Source organism: Streptomyces sp. KPB2 (assembly GCF_003950055.1).
Taxonomy (GTDB): Bacteria; Actinomycetota; Actinomycetes; order Streptomycetales; family Streptomycetaceae; genus Streptomyces; species Streptomyces salinarius.
Window position 1 is genome coordinate 378120 of sequence record NZ_CP034353.1, and the last position, 18972, is coordinate 397091.

The 18972-nt window shown below is 73.2% G+C and carries 22 protein-coding genes and 1 riboswitch; of the genes, 12 read left to right on the plus strand and 10 right to left on the minus strand.

Annotated elements, in window-relative coordinates; all coding sequences use genetic code 11:
* Positions 1-4 precede the first annotated feature (4 nt).
* Positions 5-187, minus strand: coding sequence for a hypothetical protein (locus D1J63_RS01660; RefSeq protein ID WP_125627397.1), 183 nt, complete (start codon positions 185-187; stop codon positions 5-7).
* 258 nt (positions 188-445) lie between these two features.
* Here D1J63_RS01660 and abc-f point away from each other — a divergent pair, with 258 nt between their 5' ends.
* Entirely contained in the window at positions 446-2080 is a 1635-nt protein-coding gene (abc-f, locus tag D1J63_RS01665; RefSeq protein ID WP_125627398.1) for a ribosomal protection-like ABC-F family protein, read from the plus strand.
* A gap of 78 nt (positions 2081-2158) precedes the next feature.
* Positions 2159-2614 carry an NAD(P)H-dependent oxidoreductase gene (locus D1J63_RS01670; protein ID WP_125627399.1) on the plus strand — a complete coding sequence of 152 codons (456 nt, stop codon included), beginning with the start codon at positions 2159-2161 and terminating at the stop codon, positions 2612-2614.
* A 32-nt stretch (positions 2615-2646) separates the two neighbouring features.
* Here D1J63_RS01670 and D1J63_RS01675 read toward each other — a convergent pair whose 3' ends face one another.
* From D1J63_RS01675 to D1J63_RS01700, 6 genes are all read right to left on the minus strand, one after another.
* On the minus strand, positions 2647-3420 hold the full coding sequence (locus tag D1J63_RS01675) for an ABC transporter ATP-binding protein (protein ID WP_125627400.1): 774 nt from the start codon (positions 3418-3420) through the stop codon (positions 2647-2649).
* On the minus strand, positions 3417-4421 hold the full coding sequence (locus D1J63_RS01680; protein ID WP_240798603.1) for an iron chelate uptake ABC transporter family permease subunit: 1005 nt from the start codon (positions 4419-4421) through the stop codon (positions 3417-3419). Before D1J63_RS01680 ends, D1J63_RS01675 begins: the two co-directional genes overlap by 4 nt.
* A gap of 56 nt (positions 4422-4477) precedes the next feature.
* Positions 4478-5464, minus strand: coding sequence for an ABC transporter substrate-binding protein (locus tag D1J63_RS01685; protein WP_241235677.1), 987 nt, complete (start codon positions 5462-5464; stop codon positions 4478-4480).
* 153 nt (positions 5465-5617) lie between these two features.
* Positions 5618-5804: riboswitch (cobalamin riboswitch) on the minus strand.
* Positions 5805-5864: 60 nt separating this feature from the next.
* Positions 5865-6524 (minus strand): fasciclin domain-containing protein, encoded by a 660-nt coding sequence (locus D1J63_RS01690; RefSeq protein WP_125627403.1) that lies wholly within the window; start codon positions 6522-6524, stop codon positions 5865-5867.
* 321 nt (positions 6525-6845) lie between these two features.
* Entirely contained in the window at positions 6846-7778 is a 933-nt protein-coding gene (locus D1J63_RS01695; RefSeq protein ID WP_125627404.1) for a M56 family metallopeptidase, read from the minus strand.
* A gap of 6 nt (positions 7779-7784) precedes the next feature.
* Entirely contained in the window at positions 7785-8213 is a 429-nt protein-coding gene (locus tag D1J63_RS01700) for a BlaI/MecI/CopY family transcriptional regulator (RefSeq protein ID WP_061440718.1), read from the minus strand.
* Between the two features lie 94 nt (positions 8214-8307).
* Here D1J63_RS01700 and D1J63_RS01705 point away from each other — a divergent pair, with 94 nt between their 5' ends.
* Positions 8308-8883, plus strand: coding sequence for a TerD family protein (locus D1J63_RS01705; RefSeq protein ID WP_061440719.1), 576 nt, complete (start codon positions 8308-8310; stop codon positions 8881-8883).
* A gap of 83 nt (positions 8884-8966) precedes the next feature.
* On the opposite strand, the gene D1J63_RS01710 is transcribed toward D1J63_RS01705, so the two are convergent.
* The 3 genes from D1J63_RS01710 to D1J63_RS01720 all read right to left on the minus strand — a co-directional run bounded on the left by D1J63_RS01710 (position 8967) and on the right by D1J63_RS01720 (position 13068).
* A complete protein-coding gene (locus tag D1J63_RS01710; protein WP_125627405.1) occupies positions 8967-9653 on the minus strand; it encodes a lytic polysaccharide monooxygenase in 687 nt (228 codons plus the stop codon).
* 219 nt (positions 9654-9872) lie between these two features.
* The gene (locus tag D1J63_RS01715) at positions 9873-11978 is read right to left on the minus strand and encodes a DUF1996 domain-containing protein (RefSeq protein ID WP_206436745.1); all 2106 of its coding nucleotides are present in this window, start codon (positions 11976-11978) and stop codon (positions 9873-9875) included.
* A gap of 76 nt (positions 11979-12054) precedes the next feature.
* The gene (locus D1J63_RS01720) at positions 12055-13068 is read right to left on the minus strand and encodes a zinc-binding dehydrogenase (RefSeq protein WP_102930035.1); all 1014 of its coding nucleotides are present in this window, start codon (positions 13066-13068) and stop codon (positions 12055-12057) included.
* Positions 13069-13180: 112 nt separating this feature from the next.
* Here D1J63_RS01720 and D1J63_RS01725 point away from each other — a divergent pair, with 112 nt between their 5' ends.
* The 9 genes from D1J63_RS01725 (at position 13181) to D1J63_RS01765 (ending at position 18955) form a co-directional block, all read left to right on the plus strand.
* Positions 13181-13765: a TetR/AcrR family transcriptional regulator gene (locus D1J63_RS01725; RefSeq protein WP_125627406.1), complete on the plus strand. Its 585-nt coding sequence runs from the start codon at positions 13181-13183 to the stop codon at positions 13763-13765.
* A gap of 153 nt (positions 13766-13918) precedes the next feature.
* On the plus strand, positions 13919-14722 hold the full coding sequence (locus D1J63_RS01730) for an SDR family NAD(P)-dependent oxidoreductase (RefSeq protein WP_125627407.1): 804 nt from the start codon (positions 13919-13921) through the stop codon (positions 14720-14722).
* 89 nt (positions 14723-14811) lie between these two features.
* Positions 14812-15465: a class I SAM-dependent methyltransferase gene (locus tag D1J63_RS01735; RefSeq protein ID WP_125627408.1), complete on the plus strand. Its 654-nt coding sequence runs from the start codon at positions 14812-14814 to the stop codon at positions 15463-15465.
* Positions 15466-15507: 42 nt separating this feature from the next.
* Positions 15508-15825 (plus strand): gas vesicle protein, encoded by a 318-nt coding sequence (locus D1J63_RS01740; RefSeq protein WP_125627409.1) that lies wholly within the window; start codon positions 15508-15510, stop codon positions 15823-15825.
* Between the two features lie 36 nt (positions 15826-15861).
* Complete coding sequence (gvpJ, locus tag D1J63_RS01745; RefSeq protein ID WP_125627410.1) at positions 15862-16347, plus strand: gas vesicle protein GvpJ; 486 nt, start codon at positions 15862-15864, stop codon at positions 16345-16347.
* Positions 16344-17138 carry a GvpL/GvpF family gas vesicle protein gene (locus D1J63_RS01750; RefSeq protein ID WP_125627411.1) on the plus strand — a complete coding sequence of 265 codons (795 nt, stop codon included), beginning with the start codon at positions 16344-16346 and terminating at the stop codon, positions 17136-17138. The genes gvpJ and D1J63_RS01750 overlap by 4 nt, the downstream gene beginning before the upstream one ends.
* 4 nt (positions 17139-17142) lie before the next feature.
* Complete coding sequence (locus D1J63_RS01755) at positions 17143-17421, plus strand: gas vesicle protein GvpG (RefSeq protein ID WP_125627412.1); 279 nt, start codon at positions 17143-17145, stop codon at positions 17419-17421.
* Positions 17418-18002 (plus strand): hypothetical protein, encoded by a 585-nt coding sequence (locus tag D1J63_RS01760; protein ID WP_125627413.1) that lies wholly within the window; start codon positions 17418-17420, stop codon positions 18000-18002. The genes D1J63_RS01755 and D1J63_RS01760 overlap by 4 nt, the downstream gene beginning before the upstream one ends.
* Entirely contained in the window at positions 17999-18955 is a 957-nt protein-coding gene (locus tag D1J63_RS01765) for an SRPBCC family protein (protein WP_125627414.1), read from the plus strand. Before D1J63_RS01760 ends, D1J63_RS01765 begins: the two co-directional genes overlap by 4 nt.
* Positions 18956-18972: the final 17 nt, after the last annotated feature.

Here is an 18972-nt window from a genome sequence, read left to right on the forward strand (position 1 = left end):
CGTCCTACGGGGACCGGCGCGGCGGACGGGGGAAGAGGCCGCTGGTGCGCGACCCGTTCAAGGCGTTGCGCGGGCGGGCGAGCAGTCCGGCGAGGCCGCGGGCGACGGCGTACTCCAGGCCGCACCGCACCGCACCGCACCGCCCCGCACCGCCCCGCACCGCCCCGCACCGCACCGACATGCTCATCTCCGACTCCCCGTCCGACCCGGCGACCGGACCGGTGCGGGAGCCCGGCTGTTAGGCTGGTGGAGTCGTTGATCGTGCGGTGAGGAGTGGCGGACATGGTGGGTGACGACGACATCTCCGGGTGAGATCCGGTTCCGGTAGGCCGCAGCGGGCGTTTGTGAGCGCCGTCGCAGTGGCCCCTTCGTCGTTCCCATTTCCCTGTCCTCCGCTCCGGGCAGAAGTCCGACTCCTGCCCCTCATCTCCACGAGGTCGTCTCCATGTCCGACGCCGTTCTGCGCTGCTCCCAGCTGTCCTTCTCCTGGCCCGACGACACACCCGTCTTCGAGGACCTGTCCTTCACCGTGGGCGCGGGCCGCACGGGTCTCGTGGCCCCCAACGGGGCCGGCAAGTCCACCCTGCTGAAACTGATCGCCGGTGAGCTGCGGCCCACCGCGGGCTCCGTGACGGTCTCCGGCGTCCTGGGTCATCTGCCGCAGGCCCTCCCGCTGACGGGCGGCCTCACCGTGGCCGAGGTCCTCGGCGTCGACGCCGTGATCCGGGCCATCGACGCCGTGGAGTCCGGAGACGTGGCCGAGGAGCACTTCACCACCATCGGCGACGACTGGGACATCGAGGAGCGCACCCGTGCCCAGCTCGACCGCCTGGGCCTGGGCGGCCTCGCCCTGGACCGGCGGCTGAGCACGCTCAGCGGTGGGCAGATCGTCTCCCTCGGGCTCGCCGCCCAGCTGCTGAAGCGGCCCGACGTGCTCCTCCTCGACGAGCCCACCAACAACCTCGACGCGGACGCCCGCGACAGGCTCCGGGACGTGCTGATGGACTACAGCGGCTGTCTGCTGCTGGTCAGCCACGACCGCGAGCTGCTCGACCGCATGGAGCGCATCGCCGAACTGGACCGGGGCGAACTGCGCTTCTACGGCGGCAACTTCACCGCGTACGAGGAGGCGGTCCGTGCCGAGCAGGAGGTCGCCGAGAAGAACGTCCGCAACGCCGAGCAGGAGCTGAAGCGGGAGAAGCGGGAGTTGCAGCAGGCCCGCGAGCGCGCCGACCGCCGGGCGAGCAACGCCGCCCGCAACCTCAAGAACGCCGGGCTGCCCCGCATCTTCGCGGGCAACATGAAGCGCGGGGCGCAGGAGGCCGCGGGCCGGGCGGGCCAGACCCATGCCAACCGGGTCGGTGAGGCGAAGGCACGGCTGGACGAGGCGGAGCGTTCGCTGCGCGAGGAACAGCGCATCGCGCTGGACCTGCCGGAGACCGACGTCCCCGCCGGACGCACCCTCTTCCTTGGTCAGGGGCTGCGGATCCGGCTCGGCGAGCGGGAGGTGTTCGCCGGGGCGGGCGTCGACCTGACGGTCCGGGGGCCCGAGCGGATCGCGCTGACCGGGGCCAACGGCGCGGGCAAGAGCACGCTGTTGCGGCTCCTCGACGGCGACCTGGATCCGGAGGACGGCGACATCCGGCGTGCCGACGGGCGCGTGGCGTACCTCTCGCAGCGACTCGACCTGCTGGACGAGGAACGCACCGTCGCCGAGAACTTCGCCGCGTACGCCCCGCACCGGCCGGAGGCCGAGCGGATGAACCTCCTCGCGCGCTTCCTCTTCCGGGGTGCCCGCGCCCATCTGCCCGTCGGCCTGCTCTCGGGCGGCGAGCGGCTGCGGGCCACGCTCGCCTGCGTGCTGTGCGCGGAGCCGGCCCCGCACCTGCTCCTCCTGGACGAGCCGACGAACAACCTCGACCTGGTCGGCGTGGGCCAGCTGGAGAGCGCCCTGAACTCCTACCGGGGTGCGTTCGTGGTCGTCAGTCACGACCGGCGGTTCCTGCGCGAGATCGGCGTCGAGCGCTGGCTGCGGCTGGCCGACGGCGAGCTGACGGAGACGGGGGCACCCGAGGAGTAGGGCGCCGGCGGGGGCGGACCTCGCGGGCGCCATCGTGTCCGTTTGCGGTCGGGGGGTGCCGGGCGGCAGGCTGCCGGTGTGGCCACTTTGCTGATCGTGCATCACACGCCGTCGCCGAACTGTCGGGCGATGCTGGAATCCGTCGTGTCCGGGGCGACCGCGCCCGAGATCGAGGGGGTACGCGTGGTCCGGCGGGCGGCGCTGGCGGCGACCGCCGTCGACGTGCTGGAGGCGGACGGCTTCCTGCTGGGCACCCCGGCCAACCTGGGCTACATGTCGGGTGCGCTCAAGCACTTCTTCGACCAGGTCTACTACCCCTGCCTGGACGAGACGCGCGGCCGTCCCTTCGGGTACTGGGTGCACGGGGGCAGCGACACCACGGGCGCGGTGCGCGGCATCGAGTCGGTCACGACCGGTCTCGGCTGGCAGCGTGCGGCGCCCGCGGTGAGCGTGGCCGGTGAGCCCGGCAAGGCCGACCTGGAGGCCTGCTGGGAGCTGGGGGCCACGCTCGCCGCCGGTCTGATGGACGACTGAGCCCGCGGCGGACGGGAATGGTCGGGCAGGCCCTAGCCCGGCAGTGTGCCTCGGAAGCGCACGTGCGGGCGGCCGGCCGGGCCGGCGGGGGTGATCTCGGCGTCGACGCGGTAGACCTTCGCGACCAGGTCCGCCGTCAGGACCTCCGCCGGTTCGCCGCAGGTCACGACCCGTCCCTCCGAGAGGACGACGAGGTGGTCGCAGTACGTCGCGGCGAGGTTGAGGTCGTGCAGGGCGACCACGCTGGTGACGGGCAGGGCGGCGACGAGGGCCAGCACGTCCAGCTGGTGCTGGATGTCCAGGTGGTTGGTCGGTTCGTCGAGCAGGAGTTCGCGCGGCTGCTGGGCCAGGGCACGGGCGATCTGGACGCGCTGGCGTTCGCCGCCGGAGAGGGTGTGCCAGAGGCGGTCCGCCCGACCCGTCAGACCGGTGCGGTCCAGGGCGTCGGTCACCGCGTCCTCGTCCGCCGCCGACGCCGGTGTCCAGGCGCGGCGGTGCGGGATGCGGCCGAGCCGGACGACGTCCCGGACCGTCAGTTCCACCTGGGTGTCCGTCTGCTGCTCCACCACGGCGACGCGCCGGGCGACGTCCTTGCGGCCCACCCGGTCCAGGGGGCGTCCGTCGAGGGTGACGAGGCCGGAGGTCGGGGAGAGAACGCCGGCGAGCAGCCGCAACAGGGTGGACTTGCCGGAGCCGTTGGGCCCGAGCAGTCCCGTCATGGCGCCGGTGCGCGGGCTCAGGTCGACGCCGTCCAGGATCAGCCGGCCACCGGCGGTGCGGGAGACCCGCTCGGCGTTCAGGGTCACCGTGCCCTCCTGGTGCGGTACAGCACGAGCACGAAGGCCGGCACACCGATCAGCGAGGTCACCACGCCCACCGGGACCTCCTGGGGTTCGAGGACGGTACGGGCCAGGGTGTCGACCCACACCAGGAACACGGCGCCGGCGAGCGCGCAGACCGGCAGCAGCCGGGCGTGTCCGGGGCCGGTGAGTGCCCGCACCGCGTGCGGCAGCACCAGCCCGACGAAGCCGATGGCGCCGGCCGACGCGACCAGGGCGGCGGTGAGCAGGGCGGTGGCGCACAGCAGCACCAGCCGGGTGCGGGCCACGTGGACGCCGAGTGCGGCCGCCGCGTCCTGGCCGAAGGCGAAGGCGTCCAGGGTCCTGGCGTACCCGAGGCACACGGCGAGGACCAGTACCAGGACCGCGGCGGTGGTCCACACGTCGCTCCAGCCCGCGCCGCCGAGCGAGCCGAGCAGCCAGAACAGCACGCCGCGGGTGGTCTCGGCGTCGGCGGCGGTCATGACCACGAAGGAGGTGAGCGCGGAGAACAGCTGCATCGCCGCCACGCCTGCGAGGACCACCCGGTCCGTGGTGCCGCCGAGGCCGTGGCTGAGCAGCATCACCAGCGCGAAGGAACAGACCGCGCCGATGAACGCCCCGCCGGGGACGGACAGCGCGCCGCCGCCCACGCCGAGCACGACGACCAGGACGGCGCCGGTCGAGGCGCCGGAGGAGACGCCGAGGACGAAGGGGTCGGCGAGCGGGTTGCGCAGCAGGGACTGGAGCACGGCCCCGCACACGGCGAGTCCGGCGCCGCACACCGCCGCGAGGAGGGTGCGGGGCAGCCGCAGGTCCCAGACGATGCCGTCGCGGATCGGCGACACGTCCCCGGCGGTGGTGCCGGCGCCGAGGTGGGCGGCGATCACGGACCACACGTCGGCGACGCCGATGTCCGCCGGGCCGATGGTGACGGCGACGGCCACGGAGGCGCACAGGGCGACGATCCCGGCCGCCGCCCACGTCAGAGGGGCACGGCGGGGTGCGCCCGTGCCGGGGACGGAGTCGGCCCGGCTCGCGGACGTCACTTGGCGAGCCCGAACTCGCGCAGTGCCGCCGCCACCTGCTCCACACCCTCGACGGTACGGATGGTGGGGTTCATGGCCTGCCCGCTGAGCAGCACGTAGCGTTTCTCGCGGACGGCGGTCATGTTCCTGGTCACGGGGTCGGACTCCAGGAACTCGATCTTCTTCGCGGCCGTCTCGGCCGTCTGTGACCTGCGGGTGAGGTCGCCGAGGACCAGGACGTCGGGGTCCCGGTCGGCGACGGTCTCCCAGCCGGCCTGCGGCCACTCCTCGTGGGTGTCGTCCATGGCGTTCCTCGCACCGACCGCGCGGGTGATGACGCCGGGGGCGCCGCAACAGCCCGCGAGGTAGGGCGAGGTGGAGTTGGCGAACCAGTACATGAGGGTGACACCGGAGGCGTCGATGCCGGATGTCGCCCTGGCCACCCTGGATTTGAGCTCGGCGACGAGCTGCTCGCCGCGCTGCTCGACGTCGAAGAGGCGTGCCAGGTCGCGGACTTCGCCGTAGACGGTGTCCATGGTCAGGGCCTCGGACCGGACGCCGTCGCCGTCGCCGCTGTTGTCCTTGCCCGCGCAGTCGGACGGGGACAGGTAGGCCGGTACGCCGAGTTCCGCGAACTGTTCGCGGGTGGCCACGCCGCCGGTGCCGAGCGTGGAGGCGAAGGAGGCGGCGACGAAGTCGGGTTCGGCGTCCAGGACCGTCTCGAAGGACGGCATGTCGTCGGCCAGCCGGGGGACGCCGGCGTTCGCCTTCTCCAGGCCCTTCATGACCGGGTCGGTCCAGGTGGCGGTGCCCGCCATGCGGTCGGCGAGGCCGAGCGAGAGCAGGATCTCCGTGGTGCCCTGGTTGAGGGAGACGGCCCGGCGCGGCGGCGCGTCGACCCGGACGTCGTGGCCGCAGTCGTGGACGGTGCGTGGATAACCGGCCGCGTCGGCCCGGGCGATCGGGTCGTCGCCGGCCGCGCCGGAACCGCAGCCGGAGGCCAGCAGGGCGCCGGCCAGGAGCAGTACGGGACCGCGCGGGGCGCGGCGGGAAGGGAGAAGGCGCCGGGGGCCGACGGTGCGTGCTGCGGGCAAGGAAGGATCCTCTGGCGTCGAGGGCTCATGCGCGAAGCCCGTCCGTACGGTGCGGCCCGCGCCGCACGCGGCACGGGTGCCAGCAGGTCTTCGGACTCGGGTTCGACCGGACGGAACGCCTTCCCGGACGGCGTACGCCGCCCAGTGGCCCGTGTCCCGCCCGTCCCCCTCACCGCTGCGCGTCAGTTCCGGATTCGCACCGGATTCCCTGACCCACCAGGTGGGTTCGACTGGCTTGCGCAAGCTACCACAGCGCCACCGCGGCGCCGGGGGGCGGGCCACTGCCCGACCCGCTCCCCGGGGCCGTGGGTCAGCTCTTGGGCATGAGGACGGTGTCGATGATGTACACGTTGGCGTTGGCGGTCTTCACGTTGCCGCAGACGACCTTGGCGGAGTCGTTGACCTTGTAGGCCTCGTCCGAGCCCGAGGTGGTCAGCTTGGACTTCTGCAGCGTCTCGAAGGAGCCGTTCTCCAGGTCCTCGGGCGCGAGCTTCTGGCCGACGACGTGGTAGGTCAGGATGTCGGTGAGCATCTCCTTGTCGTTGAGGACCTTGTCCAGGTCGGCCTTCGGGATCTTGGCGAAGGCGTCGTTGGTGGGCGCGAACACCGTGATGTTCTCGGCGTTGTTGAGGGTGTCGACCAGACCGGCCTTCTTCACCGCGGACACCAGCGTGGACAGGGCCGGGTTGTTCGAGGCGGCCGTGGCGACCGGGTCCTTGGCCATGCCGTCGAACGAACCGGCACCCTCCTTCGGCACCGTGGAGCAGGCCGGACCGAAGGGCTCGTCGGAGTCCGCCGTGCCGCCGGAGGTGTCGGCCGACTGGTCGTCGGTCGCCGCGGGCGCCGAGGAGGCGGCCTGCGCGGAGTCCGAGGAACCGCTGTCGCCGTCGTCGGAACAGGCGGCCAGGGACAGCGGCAGTACGGCGGCCGCGACGACGGCGACTGCGGAGCGGCGGATACGGGCGTTCATGGCGGATCTCCCTGAAAACGGGCAGCACAAAGGCTGCGTTGGCGCGAAGTCGTGGTGCGGAGCTGAAGTCGGGTGCGGAACGGGGGTGGTGTGCGACGGGCCGCCGAGTACGCGGTGCCGTTCACGTGGTGGCCGGCCGACCCGGGTTACGGGGTCAGTCGCCGGTCCGCTGTCGGCGTGGTCTCGGTTCTTCCCTCACACGGGGAATCCGGAGCAGCTCCCGGCCCGGATTGCCCGCTCACCCGATCGAGTGAGGAAAGTTGGCCGACACCTCTGTGACCTGCGGCGTTCCACCATCGCCCGTCAGGGAGTGAGGGGTACTCAGAACGGCGTCGCGGCCCGCAGGATGAGGAACATGGTGACGGCGGCGTTCGCGGACGACATCGCCGAGACGGCGGTTCCGGCGGCCGCGGCCCACGCCGCCAGGCCCACCGACGTGAACACCGGGGGCCAGGTGCGCACGGCGGGAGCGGGCCGCAGCAGGGCGGCCACCCGGCGGGGCACCGGGCCGGGCGCCGCGAGACCGGCGAGGGTGGCGACGGGGGTGCCGCGCGAGACGAGGGCCGCCTTGCCGATCGCGGTCGCCACGGCGCGGCGGTCACCGACCGCCCGGGCGGCCGCCTCGTCCGCCCACCGCTCCGCCGTGTAGGAGACGGCCGTGCGCAGGGGGCGCAGGAACGGGTTGGCCAGCGCGGCGAGCCGGACGGCGAGGAGGTAGCGGTGGTGCCGGGCGGCGAGATGGGCGCGTTCGTGGGCGAACAGCGCGCGCCGCTCCCCCGCTTCGAGGCAGTCGAGCAGCGCCGTGCTCACCACCACGCGGTCCCGCCGTCCGCCGGGCAGCGCGTAGGCGTAGGGCACCTCGTCCGGCAGTACGGCCACCCCGGTGCCGGGCAGCCCGGCCAGCGCGCGGTGGGCGCGGCGGCGCACCCTGCCGTGTCGCCACAGGGTTCGCGCCGAGGCCGCGACCACGGCGCAGAGCGCGGGAATCGCGGCCTTGCCGACGACCTCGTCGTAGGGCACCGCCGCCCGCACCTCGGGGTCCGACCAGGCGTCGGGCAGCGGGTTGCCCGGCAGCTGGGCGGTGCCGACGACCATCACCAGGGCCAGGCACACGGTGCTGCACAGGGCCATCACGGCGGCGACGGCGGTGAGCAGCCTGGTCGCGGTGCGCGGGTGCAGGTGCTGCTCGGCCAGCCTGGCGATCGGCCACGCCGTCAGCGGCAGGACCAGGGGCAGGAAGACGAAGACGCCCATGCGGTGTCAGCCGTCCTCCGCGGCGCGCGCGTGCCCGAGCAGTGCGCGCAGCAGCCGCTCGTCGTCCGGGTCGAGACCCGTGACGAAGCTGGCCAGCACCGCTTCGCGGTCGCTCTCGGCGTCCAGGACCTTGCGCATCTTGCGCGCGGCGAGTCCCGCCTGGTCCGAGGCGGGCGTCCAGGCGAAGGACCGGCCCGCGCGCTCACGGCTGACGGCCCCCTTCTCCAGGAGCCGGGTCAGGATCGTGATCACGGTGGTGTAGGCGAGGTCGCCGCCGAGGCGTTCCTGCACCCAGCCGGCCGTCGCGGGCCCGTCCGCCTCGCGCAGCGCGGACAGCACCAGTGCCTCCAGCTCACCCTGCCCCCGTCGCCGCGGACGCCGGTCATCCCGCACGGCCCGCCTCCTTCCGCCGCCGATCGTCTTCCGGAGCGACATCGTATAGAAGCCCTACTTCTACAGTGTTGTAGATTTACGGCAGGCAGCACCCATGAGGAACACGAACGCAGCGAACGTGACGAAGGAGAACACAGTGGGAGTTTCCCTGGCCAAGGGCGGCAACGTCTCGCTCAGCAAGGAGGCGCCCGGTCTGACCGCCGTACTGGTCGGGCTGGGCTGGGACGTGCGCACCACGACCGGCACCGACTACGACCTCGACGCCTCCGCGCTGCTCCTGGACGCGTCGGGCAAGGTGCTCTCGGACCGGCACTTCGTCTTCTACAACAACCTCACCAGCCCCGACGGCTCGGTCGAGCACACCGGCGACAACCTCACCGGCGAGGGCGAGGGCGACGACGAGGCGGTCAAGGTGAACCTGGCCGGTGTCCCGGCCGAGGTGGACCGGATCGTCTTCCCGGTCTCCATCCACGACGCGGAGAACCGCGGCCAGAGCTTCGGCCAGGTCCGCAACGCCTTCATCCGCGTCGTCAACCAGGCGAACAACCAGGAACTCGCCCGCTACGACCTGTCCGAGGACGCCTCGACCGAGACCGCGATGGTCTTCGGCGAGCTGTACCGGCACGGCGCCGAGTGGAAGTTCCGGGCGGTGGGGCAGGGCTACGCCTCGGGCCTCGCGGGCATCGCCGCCGACTTCGGCGTCAACGTCTGATCCGGCACCCGGCCGGCGGTACGACGGGTGTCCCCGCCGGGCGCGGCGCGCCCGGCGGGGGTGGGGGGACGGGGTGGCCCGGGTCAGCCGAAGTCGACGTCGCTGCACAGGAAGTACGTCTGGTCCATGTGCGAGGCCTGCCAGATCGTGTAGACGACGTGCCGGCCGCTCAACCCCGAGGTGCTCACCGGGATCTCGTAGTTCTGGCTCGGCGCGTAGCTGCCCGTCCGGGCGACCTGCTGGAGGCTGTCCCAGGTCAGGGCCTGGGTGGCGGGGTCGAAGCCCTGCTTGGTGACGTAGACCAGGAAGTAGTCGGCGCCGTGGCTGGCCTGGTCGTAGAGCTTGACGGTGAAGTCGTCGGCGACGTCCGTGGTCTGCCAGGGGCCCACCGCGTCGAGGGAGTTGTAGCGCCCGCTCTCGGTCCGGCCGCCGCTGCAGAGCTGGCCGTCGGGGACCACGGCCTCGAAGTTCCCCGCCGAGCCGTTGCGGTACAGGCCGTTCCAGTTCCACATGGCGTTGGGGTTGTCCTGCCACGCCTGCCAGCACATGGGGTCCTCGTCGGCCATGGCCGGGTTCTGGAAGTCGTCGCCCCAGCGCTCCCAGCAGCCGTAGTTGCGGGAGGCCGGGTCGACGACCGAGCCGTGGGCGACGGCGGTGCCGCTCCAGGGGATCATGGTGAGCAGGGCCGCGGTCAGGGTGCCGAGGGCGAGGGTCGTCGCGCGCCGGGTCCTTCGAGCAGGCTTGTGATTGATGCGATCATGACAACTCACGGGGTGTCCTTCTTTCGCGTGGGGGGACAGTACTGACCTCGCAGGCGCCTATGGGAGCGCTCCCAAGATGTCGCAGACCAGGCTCCGCCCGGGTGAAGAGATTCGCAACACCCCGAATGAGCCAGTTCTCGCGGCGCGGTGGCGTGTTCGACACCACCCGACGGGTGGGCGGGGAAGCCACTCCCGCCCACCCGTTCAGTCATGCCGCCGCAACAGCCGTCACAGCGCACGTCGCCTGGAACGGACCAGCAGGACACATCCGCCGGCGGAGAGCACGCCGCCGACCGCCGCGGGCCACAGTCCGAGCCCGGACCCCGTCTCGGCGAGCCCGCCCTGCGCCTGCGGTTCGGACGCCGGCCCGGATCCGCCCGCGTTGCCGCTGTCGCCCGTGCCGCCGGTCCTCTCCGGTACGGCCCCGGCGCCGCTCGCGTCGTTCGGGGCGTCGGCCTGTGTCGTCGCGGCCCTGGGCGCGGCGCTCGCGGAGGCGCCGGCGTCCGACGCCCCGCCGGCCGGGGGCGCGGTCTCGTCACGGCCGGGCCGCACGTCGTCCTGGCCCTGGGTGGGAGCCTTGCTCTCGTCCTTGCCGTCGTCCTGGCCCTGTGTGGGAGCCTTGCCGTCGTTCTTCCCGTCGTCCACGGGTGCCGAGGCCGTGGCGGTCTGTTCGGCCGGGGGCTCTGCGGTCTGCCCGTCGTCGTTGCCGCCGGGCTGCTCCTCGCCCTCGCCCGGCTCGGGCCCCGGGGGTGTGTCCCCGCCGCACTCGCGGCCGGAGTTGATGCACTCGACCATCTCGCGCATCAGGTCCTCGTCGAACACGTTGATGAAGTCGCTGTGGTCGGTGACCGGCTTGTGCAGCTGCTCGGGGAAGGAGTCCACGGCGAACAGCGGCACGGTCCTGCCCCCGTCCGCGAGGCTCGGCGCGGCCACGTCGTACACGACCCGCTGCACCAGTCGCGGAACGGGCCGGAACCCCTCCGGGCAGCTGCCGTCGGCGGCGGCGAAGGCCATGTGCGTGCGGTGGTTGGCGCTGTCGGTGTTGCGCCCGTCCCAGCAGCTCTGGAAGGTGAAGGTGCGCACCACGTCGCTGCCCGAGGGGCAGAGCGGGTACTTGTCCTTGAGCTGCCGGTCCTCGAAGCCGGTGCAGCTCCAGGAGGCGTTGGCGTTGGTGTCGCCGTTGACGAACGCCTTGGCGTCGCCGGTGATGATGCGCAGCAGCCGCGGCATCTCGGTGACCTTGCCGCGCTCGTTGCCCTCGAACGTCAGGGTGACCTCCGCGGGCGTGACGATCTCGCCCGCGTTGCCCTCGATGCCGCCGCCGGGCGACTGGGCGTCCTGTTCGACGGTGCCGTTCTGGAGGCGCAGCACGGGCCAGTAGTACGAGGACTTGTCGCCTCGGTCCGCACAGCTGGTGTCGCCTGCGGCCAGGTCCTCGTCGCTCGCGAAGGCGTTGTTGGCCTGGTTGCCGACGTAGTCGTGGAAGTGGTGGGCGCCGTTGCCGACGCCGGGGGCGGCGATCAGGTTGTCCGAGTTGAACAGGCCCTCGGCGTTGACGCCGCAGCTGGTGGCGAAGGAGCCGGTAGAGGCGTTCCGCTGCCGGGGCGCCCGTACGACGTTGGGCTGGACGGACTTGATGTCGGCGTAGTCCGCGGCCACGGGGCCGTTGCCCGCCTGCCCGCCGTTGCCGGGCGGCTGCTGTCCGTCGCCGGACTGCTCCCCCGCGCCGTCCTCCTGATCCTGGCCCTTGCCCTGTTCCCGGCCCTGCTCCTGATCCTGTCCCTGCTGCTCCCCCCGGTCTTGCTGGTCCGGGCTGCCGCTCCCCGCGGCGGTCGACGCGATCTCGGTGCGGCGCAGGGTGCAACCGGCCAGGGTGTCCAGGCCCTCGGGGCGGTCGCCGGCCTTGTCGACGGCGGCGGCGATGCGCTCGATGGTCGCCGTGCGCTCCTTCTTCAGGGGGCCGAGGATCGCGCCCTCGTCGAGTGTGCCGTCGTCCGCGGTGCGGGCGGCCTCCTGGAGTTGCCGGTAGGCCGCGGCCACCTGTTCGTCGAGGTGGGCGAGTTCGGTGTCGACCTCGGGCCGCGCCTGCTCCGGAACGGCCGTGAGCCGCTCGGTCAGGTCGGGGCAGTCGACGGTGGCCGCGACTCCGGAACTGCCCAGGGGGACGGCGGCGTTGCCGGACTCCGTCGCGGAGGCGAAGACGTTCACGGCCACCAGGCCGCCGCCCCCCAGTATCAGCGCGACCGCTGCGAAGGTCGCGCGCCGCGCCCCGGTCGGGCGTCTGCGCCGGTTGTGTCCCAAGGCGTGCTCCTGTGTCGTGACGGACTCGGACATGAAATGCCCCCGGCTCCATACGGAACCGGGGGCCGGAGCGTTCAACCGCCTCTGAAAGTCTCAGGTTTCCCTCACCTCACGGGCGCAGCACCAGCCGGATCGGGTCGCCCTCCTTCTTCTCCAGCCGGGCCACCGCTTCGGCGGCCTCGGCGAGCGGCAGCACTCCGCTGACGGAACCGGAGAAGTCCAGCCGCCCGCCCTGGATCAGCCGCAGCAGCTGCGGCAGGGCCACCGGCATGTCGGAGCCGTAGTGTCCGAGGACGCGCTGCTGCAGGTAGCTGAAGCGGGTCCCGTCCGTGACGGTGAGCGGCTTGTCGGTCAGGCCCACCAGGACCAGCCGCCCCTTGGGCGCGAGGACGGAGACCGCCTGCTCCCGCACCGGCGGCACGCCCGCGAAGTCGAAGGCGGCGGCGAGCCCCGCACCGCCGGTGGCGGCACGGACCGTCTGCCGCAGCTCGGGATCGGCGGAGTCCAGGGCGAGGTCGGCGCCCGCGGCCAGCGCGCGTTCGCGGGCGACCGGGTTGGGGTCGACGGCGACGACGGGGCAGGCGCCGATCGCCCGGAGCAGCTGCACGGCGTGGACGCCGAGGCCGCCGACGCCCCACACGCCCACCGCCTCGGCGGGCCGGACCGCGCCGGTCTCGGTGATCGCGCCCCACGGGGTGGACACGGCGTCCGGGATGATCGCGCCCTGCTCGAAGGGGATGGCGTCGGGCAGCGCCGTCATGGCGTCGGCGGCGGACAGGGCGTACTCGGCCCAGCCGCCGTCGTAGTCGACCCCGCGGGTGTAGGTCACGCCGTCCCGCGACTCGCCCGCGTGCAGCACGACCCGCTGTCCGGGCGACCAGGCGGTGACGCCCGCCCCGGTCTCGGCGACGGTGCCGGAGACCTCGTGGCCGAGGGTGACGGTGTCGCCCCGGAGGAGCAGCGGGGTGAGCGTGCCGTCGATGAGGTGCACGTCGGAGAGACAGACGCCGGCGGCCTCGACCTTGACCAGCACCTCCCCCGGGCCGGGCTGCGGGCGGGGCACCTCTTCGAGTCGCAGGGTGCGGCTCGGGACGTGCAGGCGGGCGGCGAGCATCTGTGCCATGACGGGGCCTCCTCGGTGCGGCGGCGACCCGGACGGCCTCCAGCGGTCCATCGCAGGTCGACTTGCGTTAACCGTACACCCAACGCAGGACGACTTGCTTTACGCTGGTCCGATGAGCTCACCGGAACCCGTCGCCCCGCCCCTGCGCCGCCGCGGGGAGCGGATGCGGCGGGCGGTGCTGGCCGCCGCCGTGGACCTGCTGTCGAGCGAGGGCCTGGCGGGCGCGACCGTCGGCGCCGTGGCCCGCGCGGCCGGGGTGCACGAGACCTCCGTGTACCGGCGGTGGGGCACGCGCGAGAACCTGATCCTGGACGCGCTGACCACGGAGTTGGACGCCGCGCTGCCGGTCCCGGACACCGGGCGGGTCCGGGACGACCTGCTGGCGTTCTTCTCCGCCCTGGCCCGGCTCCTCGCCACCCCGCAGGGCCGGGCGCTGCTGCGGCTGAGCGTCGAGCACGACGACACCCTGGAGGACCGGCGCGGCCCCTACTGGAGCGAGCGTCTCGACCGCGCCGTCGTGATGGTCCGGCGGGGCGTCGAGCGGGGCGAGCTGGCAGCGGACACCGACCCCGGGCTGCTGATCGAGGCGGTGAGCGGTCCGCTGTTCGTACGGGTGCTGCTCAGCGGCGCCCCGCTGGACGACGTGCTCGTACGGGGCCTGGTGGACCTGGCCCTGACCGGCGCCCGTCCGCGGTGAGCGCGCCGGCCGGTGCCGGACCGTGACGCCGTGCAGACCGGGACCGGACCGTGACGCCGTGAAGGCCGGGATCGGACCGTGCTGACGTGAAGACCGGGATCGGGGGAACCCGGCGGGCCTCAGGGGCGCGGGTGCGCCGAGGACGGAGGAACCATGGACGGCAGCAGGCCGCTCGCCCTGGTCACCGGGGCCTCCAGCGGCATCGGCCACGAACTCGCCGCGCTGTTCGCGGAGCACGGCTACGACCTCGTGGTCAACGCGGAGGACGAACGGCTGGAGCACGCCGCCCAGCGGCTGCGGGAGACCGGCGTGGAGGTGCGGGCCGTACGCGCGGACCTCCGGCGCCCCGAGGGCGTGGACCACCTGGTCGCCGCCCTGACCGGGCTCACGGTGGACGTGGCGGCCCTCAACGCCGGGGTGGGACGGGGCGGCGCCTTCGTCGACACCGACCTCGCGGACGACCAGTCCGTCATCGACCTCAACGTGACGTCGACCGTGCGGCTCACCAAGCCGATCCTGCGGGACATGGTGGCGCGCGGGGTGGGACGGCTCATGTTCACGTCGTCGGTCGCGGCGACGATGCCGGGCGCGTTCCAGTCGGTGTACAACGCGTCGAAGTCCTTCGTGCAGTCCTTCGCGCAGGCGCTGCAGGAGGAGGTCGGGGACACCGGTGTCACGGTCACCTCCTTCATGCCGGGGCCGACGGAGACCGACTTCTTCCGGCGGGCCGGCATGGCGGACACCAAGGTCGGCACGATGCCGAAGGACGACCCGGCGCAGGTGGCCCGGCAGGCGTTCGACGCCGTCATGAAGGGGCGCGGCAAGCTGGTCACCGGCTCGGCGAGGACCAAGGCGCAGGGGGTGGCCGACAAGGTGCTGCCCGATCGCGTCAAGGCGGCCGTGCACCGCCGGATGGCCGAGCCGGGGACGGCACAGGACGACGGCGAGGACCGCTAGGGGGATGTCGCCCGAAGGGCCCCTTGTCGGCGGCTGGTTCCCGGTGGAACGATGCCCGGGCACCGGCTCACCGCACCGGAGGGAACGCCGTGACCGACGACCGCGAACGCCCACGGGCCGCCGCCGCGTTCGACGCGCTGGGCGCCGAGTACGAGAAGGCGTTCGCCGGGTCGAAGACGCACCGCCGCTCACTGGAGTGGCTGCTGGCGCGGCTCGCGCCGGGCAGCCGGGTGCTGGACGTGGGCAGCGGCACGGGCCGTCCCACCGCCGAGACCCTCGCGAACGCCGGGCACGCGGTGCTGGGGATCGACATCTCCCCCGTCATGGTGGAGCTGGCCGCGCGGCAGGTGCCGGGCGCCACCTTCCAGTGCGCCGACGTCCGTGACGTACCGCTCGCGGACGCCTCGTTCGACGCCGTCTGCGTGTACTTCTCGCTGCTCCAGCTCGACCGGCGCGAGCAGGCGGATCTCGTACGGCGGCTGGCACGGCTGCTGAAGCCCGGGGGCTTTCTGGTCCTGGCCACCGTGCCGCTGGACGTGGACGGCGTCGACGCCACCTTCATGGGACAGCCGGTGCGCGTCACCAGCTTCCCCGCGCAGGAGCTCGTCGCCCTGATGGAGGAGGCGGGCCTGGAGGTGCTGGCGCAGGAGGCGTCGATGTTCACCCCGGCCCACCCGGACGCCCGCCCGGAGCCGCACCTCTTCCTGCACTGCCGGCGCCCGGGGCAGCCCCGGATGGGGTAACTGCGCACGCGCGGACCGGGGTCCGCGGTCAGAGTGGGCAGCATGACAGAACCTGGCGAGCGACGGCGCCGTACCACTTCCACGGCCACGCGCGAGCGTGGCGTGCGGGGCGCCCGTGACGCCGCCCGGCACGCCGCCGACGCCCTGTCCGAGCTGATCCGGCACCACCTCGAAGGGGTCTCCGCGGTGTGCCGGAGCGAGGACGGCGGCTGGGTCGTCAACGTGGACGTGCTGGAGGTCGCGCGCATCCCCGACACCACCAGCCTGCTCGCCACCTACGAGGTCGAGCTGGACCCGGCGGGCGACCTGATCCAGTACCGCAGGATCGCGCGCTACCGGCGCGGTGCCCAGGACCAGTGAGCGGACCGTGAGGCCCGCACCCGGAAGGACCACCGCATGATCACCTACGACGACGAGGTCGTCTGCGCGCCCCGCGCCGGCACCCTCTACGACGTCCTCGAACTCATCCTCGACCGCGGCATGGTGATCGACGTCTTCGTGCGCGTCTCCCTGGTCGGCATCGAGATCCTCAAGGTGGACGCGCGCATCGTGGTCGCGAGTGTCGACACGTATCTGCGCTTCGCCGAGGCCTGCAACCGCCTGGACCTGGAGCACGACGTGCGGTCCAAGACCGTGCCCGAGATGTTCGGCAGCCCGGTCGCCAGGACCGTGGGCAAGGCGGGCGCCAGGCGGACGGCGCGCTCGCTGACCGACAAGGTGCGCGACGTCCTCGCGCCCGAGCACGAGGAGGCGGCGGAGGCGGAGGCCCGTCCCCGTGAACGCGCGGAGCGGCCCCGCGGCCGGCCCGCCGCACGCCCCCGCGACGAGGACGACCGCCCCCGTTCCCGCACCCGCCGGCGCACCGAGACGGAGGACGAATGACCGCGCCCACCACCACCGCCCCCGAAGCCGCCCCCGCATCGGCGCCCGACTCCGCCGCCGCACCGAAGGCGCTGTACGTCTACGGCATCGCCCCCGCCGGCATCCGCGCCCCCCGTTCCCGAGGCGTCGACGGCGCCCCCGTGCGGCTGTTGACCGAGGCCGGGCTGTGCGCCGCGGTGTCGGACGCGCCCCCGCGGCTGCGGCCCCGGCGCCGTGACCTGCTGGCCCACCAGGCAGTCCTGGACGAACTGGTGGCTCAGGGACCGGTGCTGCCCATGCGGTTCGCGGTCCTCAGCCCTCGGACCGACACCCTGCTCGCCCAACTGCGGACGGACGCCACGCACTTGGCACAACAGCTCGACGGCGTACGCGGGTGCGTGGAGCTGAACGTCAAGGGAACTGTGGTGCCCGGTCACTTCGCCGACCTGGTGCGCCGCGACGACAAGCTGCGGACCCTGGCCCTGCGGACGCGGCGCCGGCCGGACTACGAGGCCAACGTCCGGCTGGGCGAGGCGATCGCACTGAGTGTGCGCCGCGAGGCACGGCGCGCCGCACGGGAGGTCGTGGACCTGCTGGCTCCGCTCGCCGTGCGCACGGTCCAGGGAGCGACCGACGACGAGCAGGTGCTCAGCGCGTCGTTCCTGCTGCGTTCGGCGGACGAGACGCGGTTCCGGGAGGCGGTGGCGGAACGGGCCCGGGCCTGCGGCGACCGGCTGGCCCTCAGCGTGACCGGGCCCCTGCCCTGCTACAGCTTCGTCGACCCGCGGCCCGCGGCGCCGACCGGCCGGTGACCGCGTGGGCCTCGTGAGCGGTCTCCTCCTGCTGCCCCTCGCGCCGGTGCGCGGCACGGCGTGGATCGCCGACCACCTGCTCCAGGAGGCCCGGCGCCAGGCGCACGACCCGCGCGCCGTGCAAGCGCGGCTGGCCGCCCTCAACCGCGCCCTGGACGAGGGCGCCATCGACGAGGCGGCCTTCGAACGGGAGGAGGAGCACCTGCTCACCCTCCTGGAACGCCCCACCCGGTCCCCCGGCCGTACCACCACCACGAAACCAGCGCGGAGACGACACGTATGAACGACAACAGGACGGCCATGGCGGCGGCCGTGGCGGGCGGATACCTCCTGGGGCGCACCAAGAAGGCCAAGCTCGCCTTCGCGGTCGGCTCCTACCTCGTGGGCAGACGCGCCGGCCTCTCCCCCGGCCGGCTCCTCGGCCAGGGGCTGGGCGGCCTGCAGCGGACGCCACAGGTGCAGGAGCTGACCGACCAGGTGCGCGGCGATCTGCTGACCGCCGGACGCGCGGCCGTCACCGCCGCGGCGAACCGCCGCCTCACCGGCTTCGCGGACACCCTCCGCGACCGCACCGACGCGCTCACCGGCGAGAGCCGCCGGAACGACTACGACGACCACGAGGACTCCGGCGGCTCCTGGGACGAGCAGGCTCCGGACGAGGACGCCTACTTCGACGAGGAGGACCGGGAAGAGGACCGGCGGCCCGCGCCGGCGCCGCCCCGGAAGACGGCCAAGAAGGCTCCGCCGCGCAAGGCCGCGCCTCCCGGGAAGAAGCCGGCGAAGAAGGCGGCCACCGCCAAGAAGGCCGCACCGGTGAAGCGGTCGGCGGGCCGGAGCGCCGGGCGCGGGGGTGGGCGCGGATGAGCCCCGACCGGCAGAGTGGCGGCGGACCGTCCCCCCTCGCCGATCTCAAGGACGCCCTGGGCGGCTACCTCTCCGCGGCGGGGCACGGCCTCGTCGGCAGGGCGGGGGAACGGGTCGGGTCCCTGACCGACCGCCTGACCGAGTCGGTCGACGGGGGTGGCTCCAAGGGCGACGGCGGCGGGTCCGGGGGCAGCGGCGGCGGTGGGTCCGGGAGCGGCGGCGGCGGGTCCAAGAGCGGTGGCGGCGGTTCCGGTGGCAGCGGCGGCAGCGTCAAGGCGACGCACATCATGGAGACCGTCGACATCGGCGTTCCCCTGCGCACGGTCTACGACCAGTGGACGCAGCTCCAGGACTTCAGCGGCTTCACCAAGGGTGTCCAGAGCGTCAGCCCCCATGACGAGGTGACCTCGGACTGGACCGCCAAGATCGCCTTTTCCACCCGGAGTTGGAAGGCGACCGTCCAGGAGCAGATCCCCGACCAGCGGATCGTCTGGACCTCCGAGGGCGCCAAGGGCAGCACCAACGGAGTGGTCACCTTCCACGAACTGGCGCCCCGGCTGACCCGGGTCGTCGTGGTCGTCGAGTACTACCCGGCGGGCTTCTTCGAGAAGACCGGCAACCTCTGGCGCGCCCAGGGACGCCGGCTGCGGCTGGACCTGAAGCACTTCGCGCGGCACGTGACCCTGACGGACGGCGAGGACGTCGAGGGCTGGCGCGGCGAGATCCGCGACGGCGAGGTCGTCAAGAGCCACGAGGAAGCGCTGGAGGAGGAGAACGCCGAAGAACCCGAAGAGTTCGAAGAGTCCGAGGACGAGGACGAGGACGACGCGGAGGACGCGTACGAGGACGACGAGGACGACGAGGAAGGCGAGTACGACGAGGAGGAGCCGTATGCGGACCAGGAGTACGGCGAGGGCGCCGAGGACGACGAACGTGCCCGCCGCCGTCGCTGACCACGCCACCGCGAGGG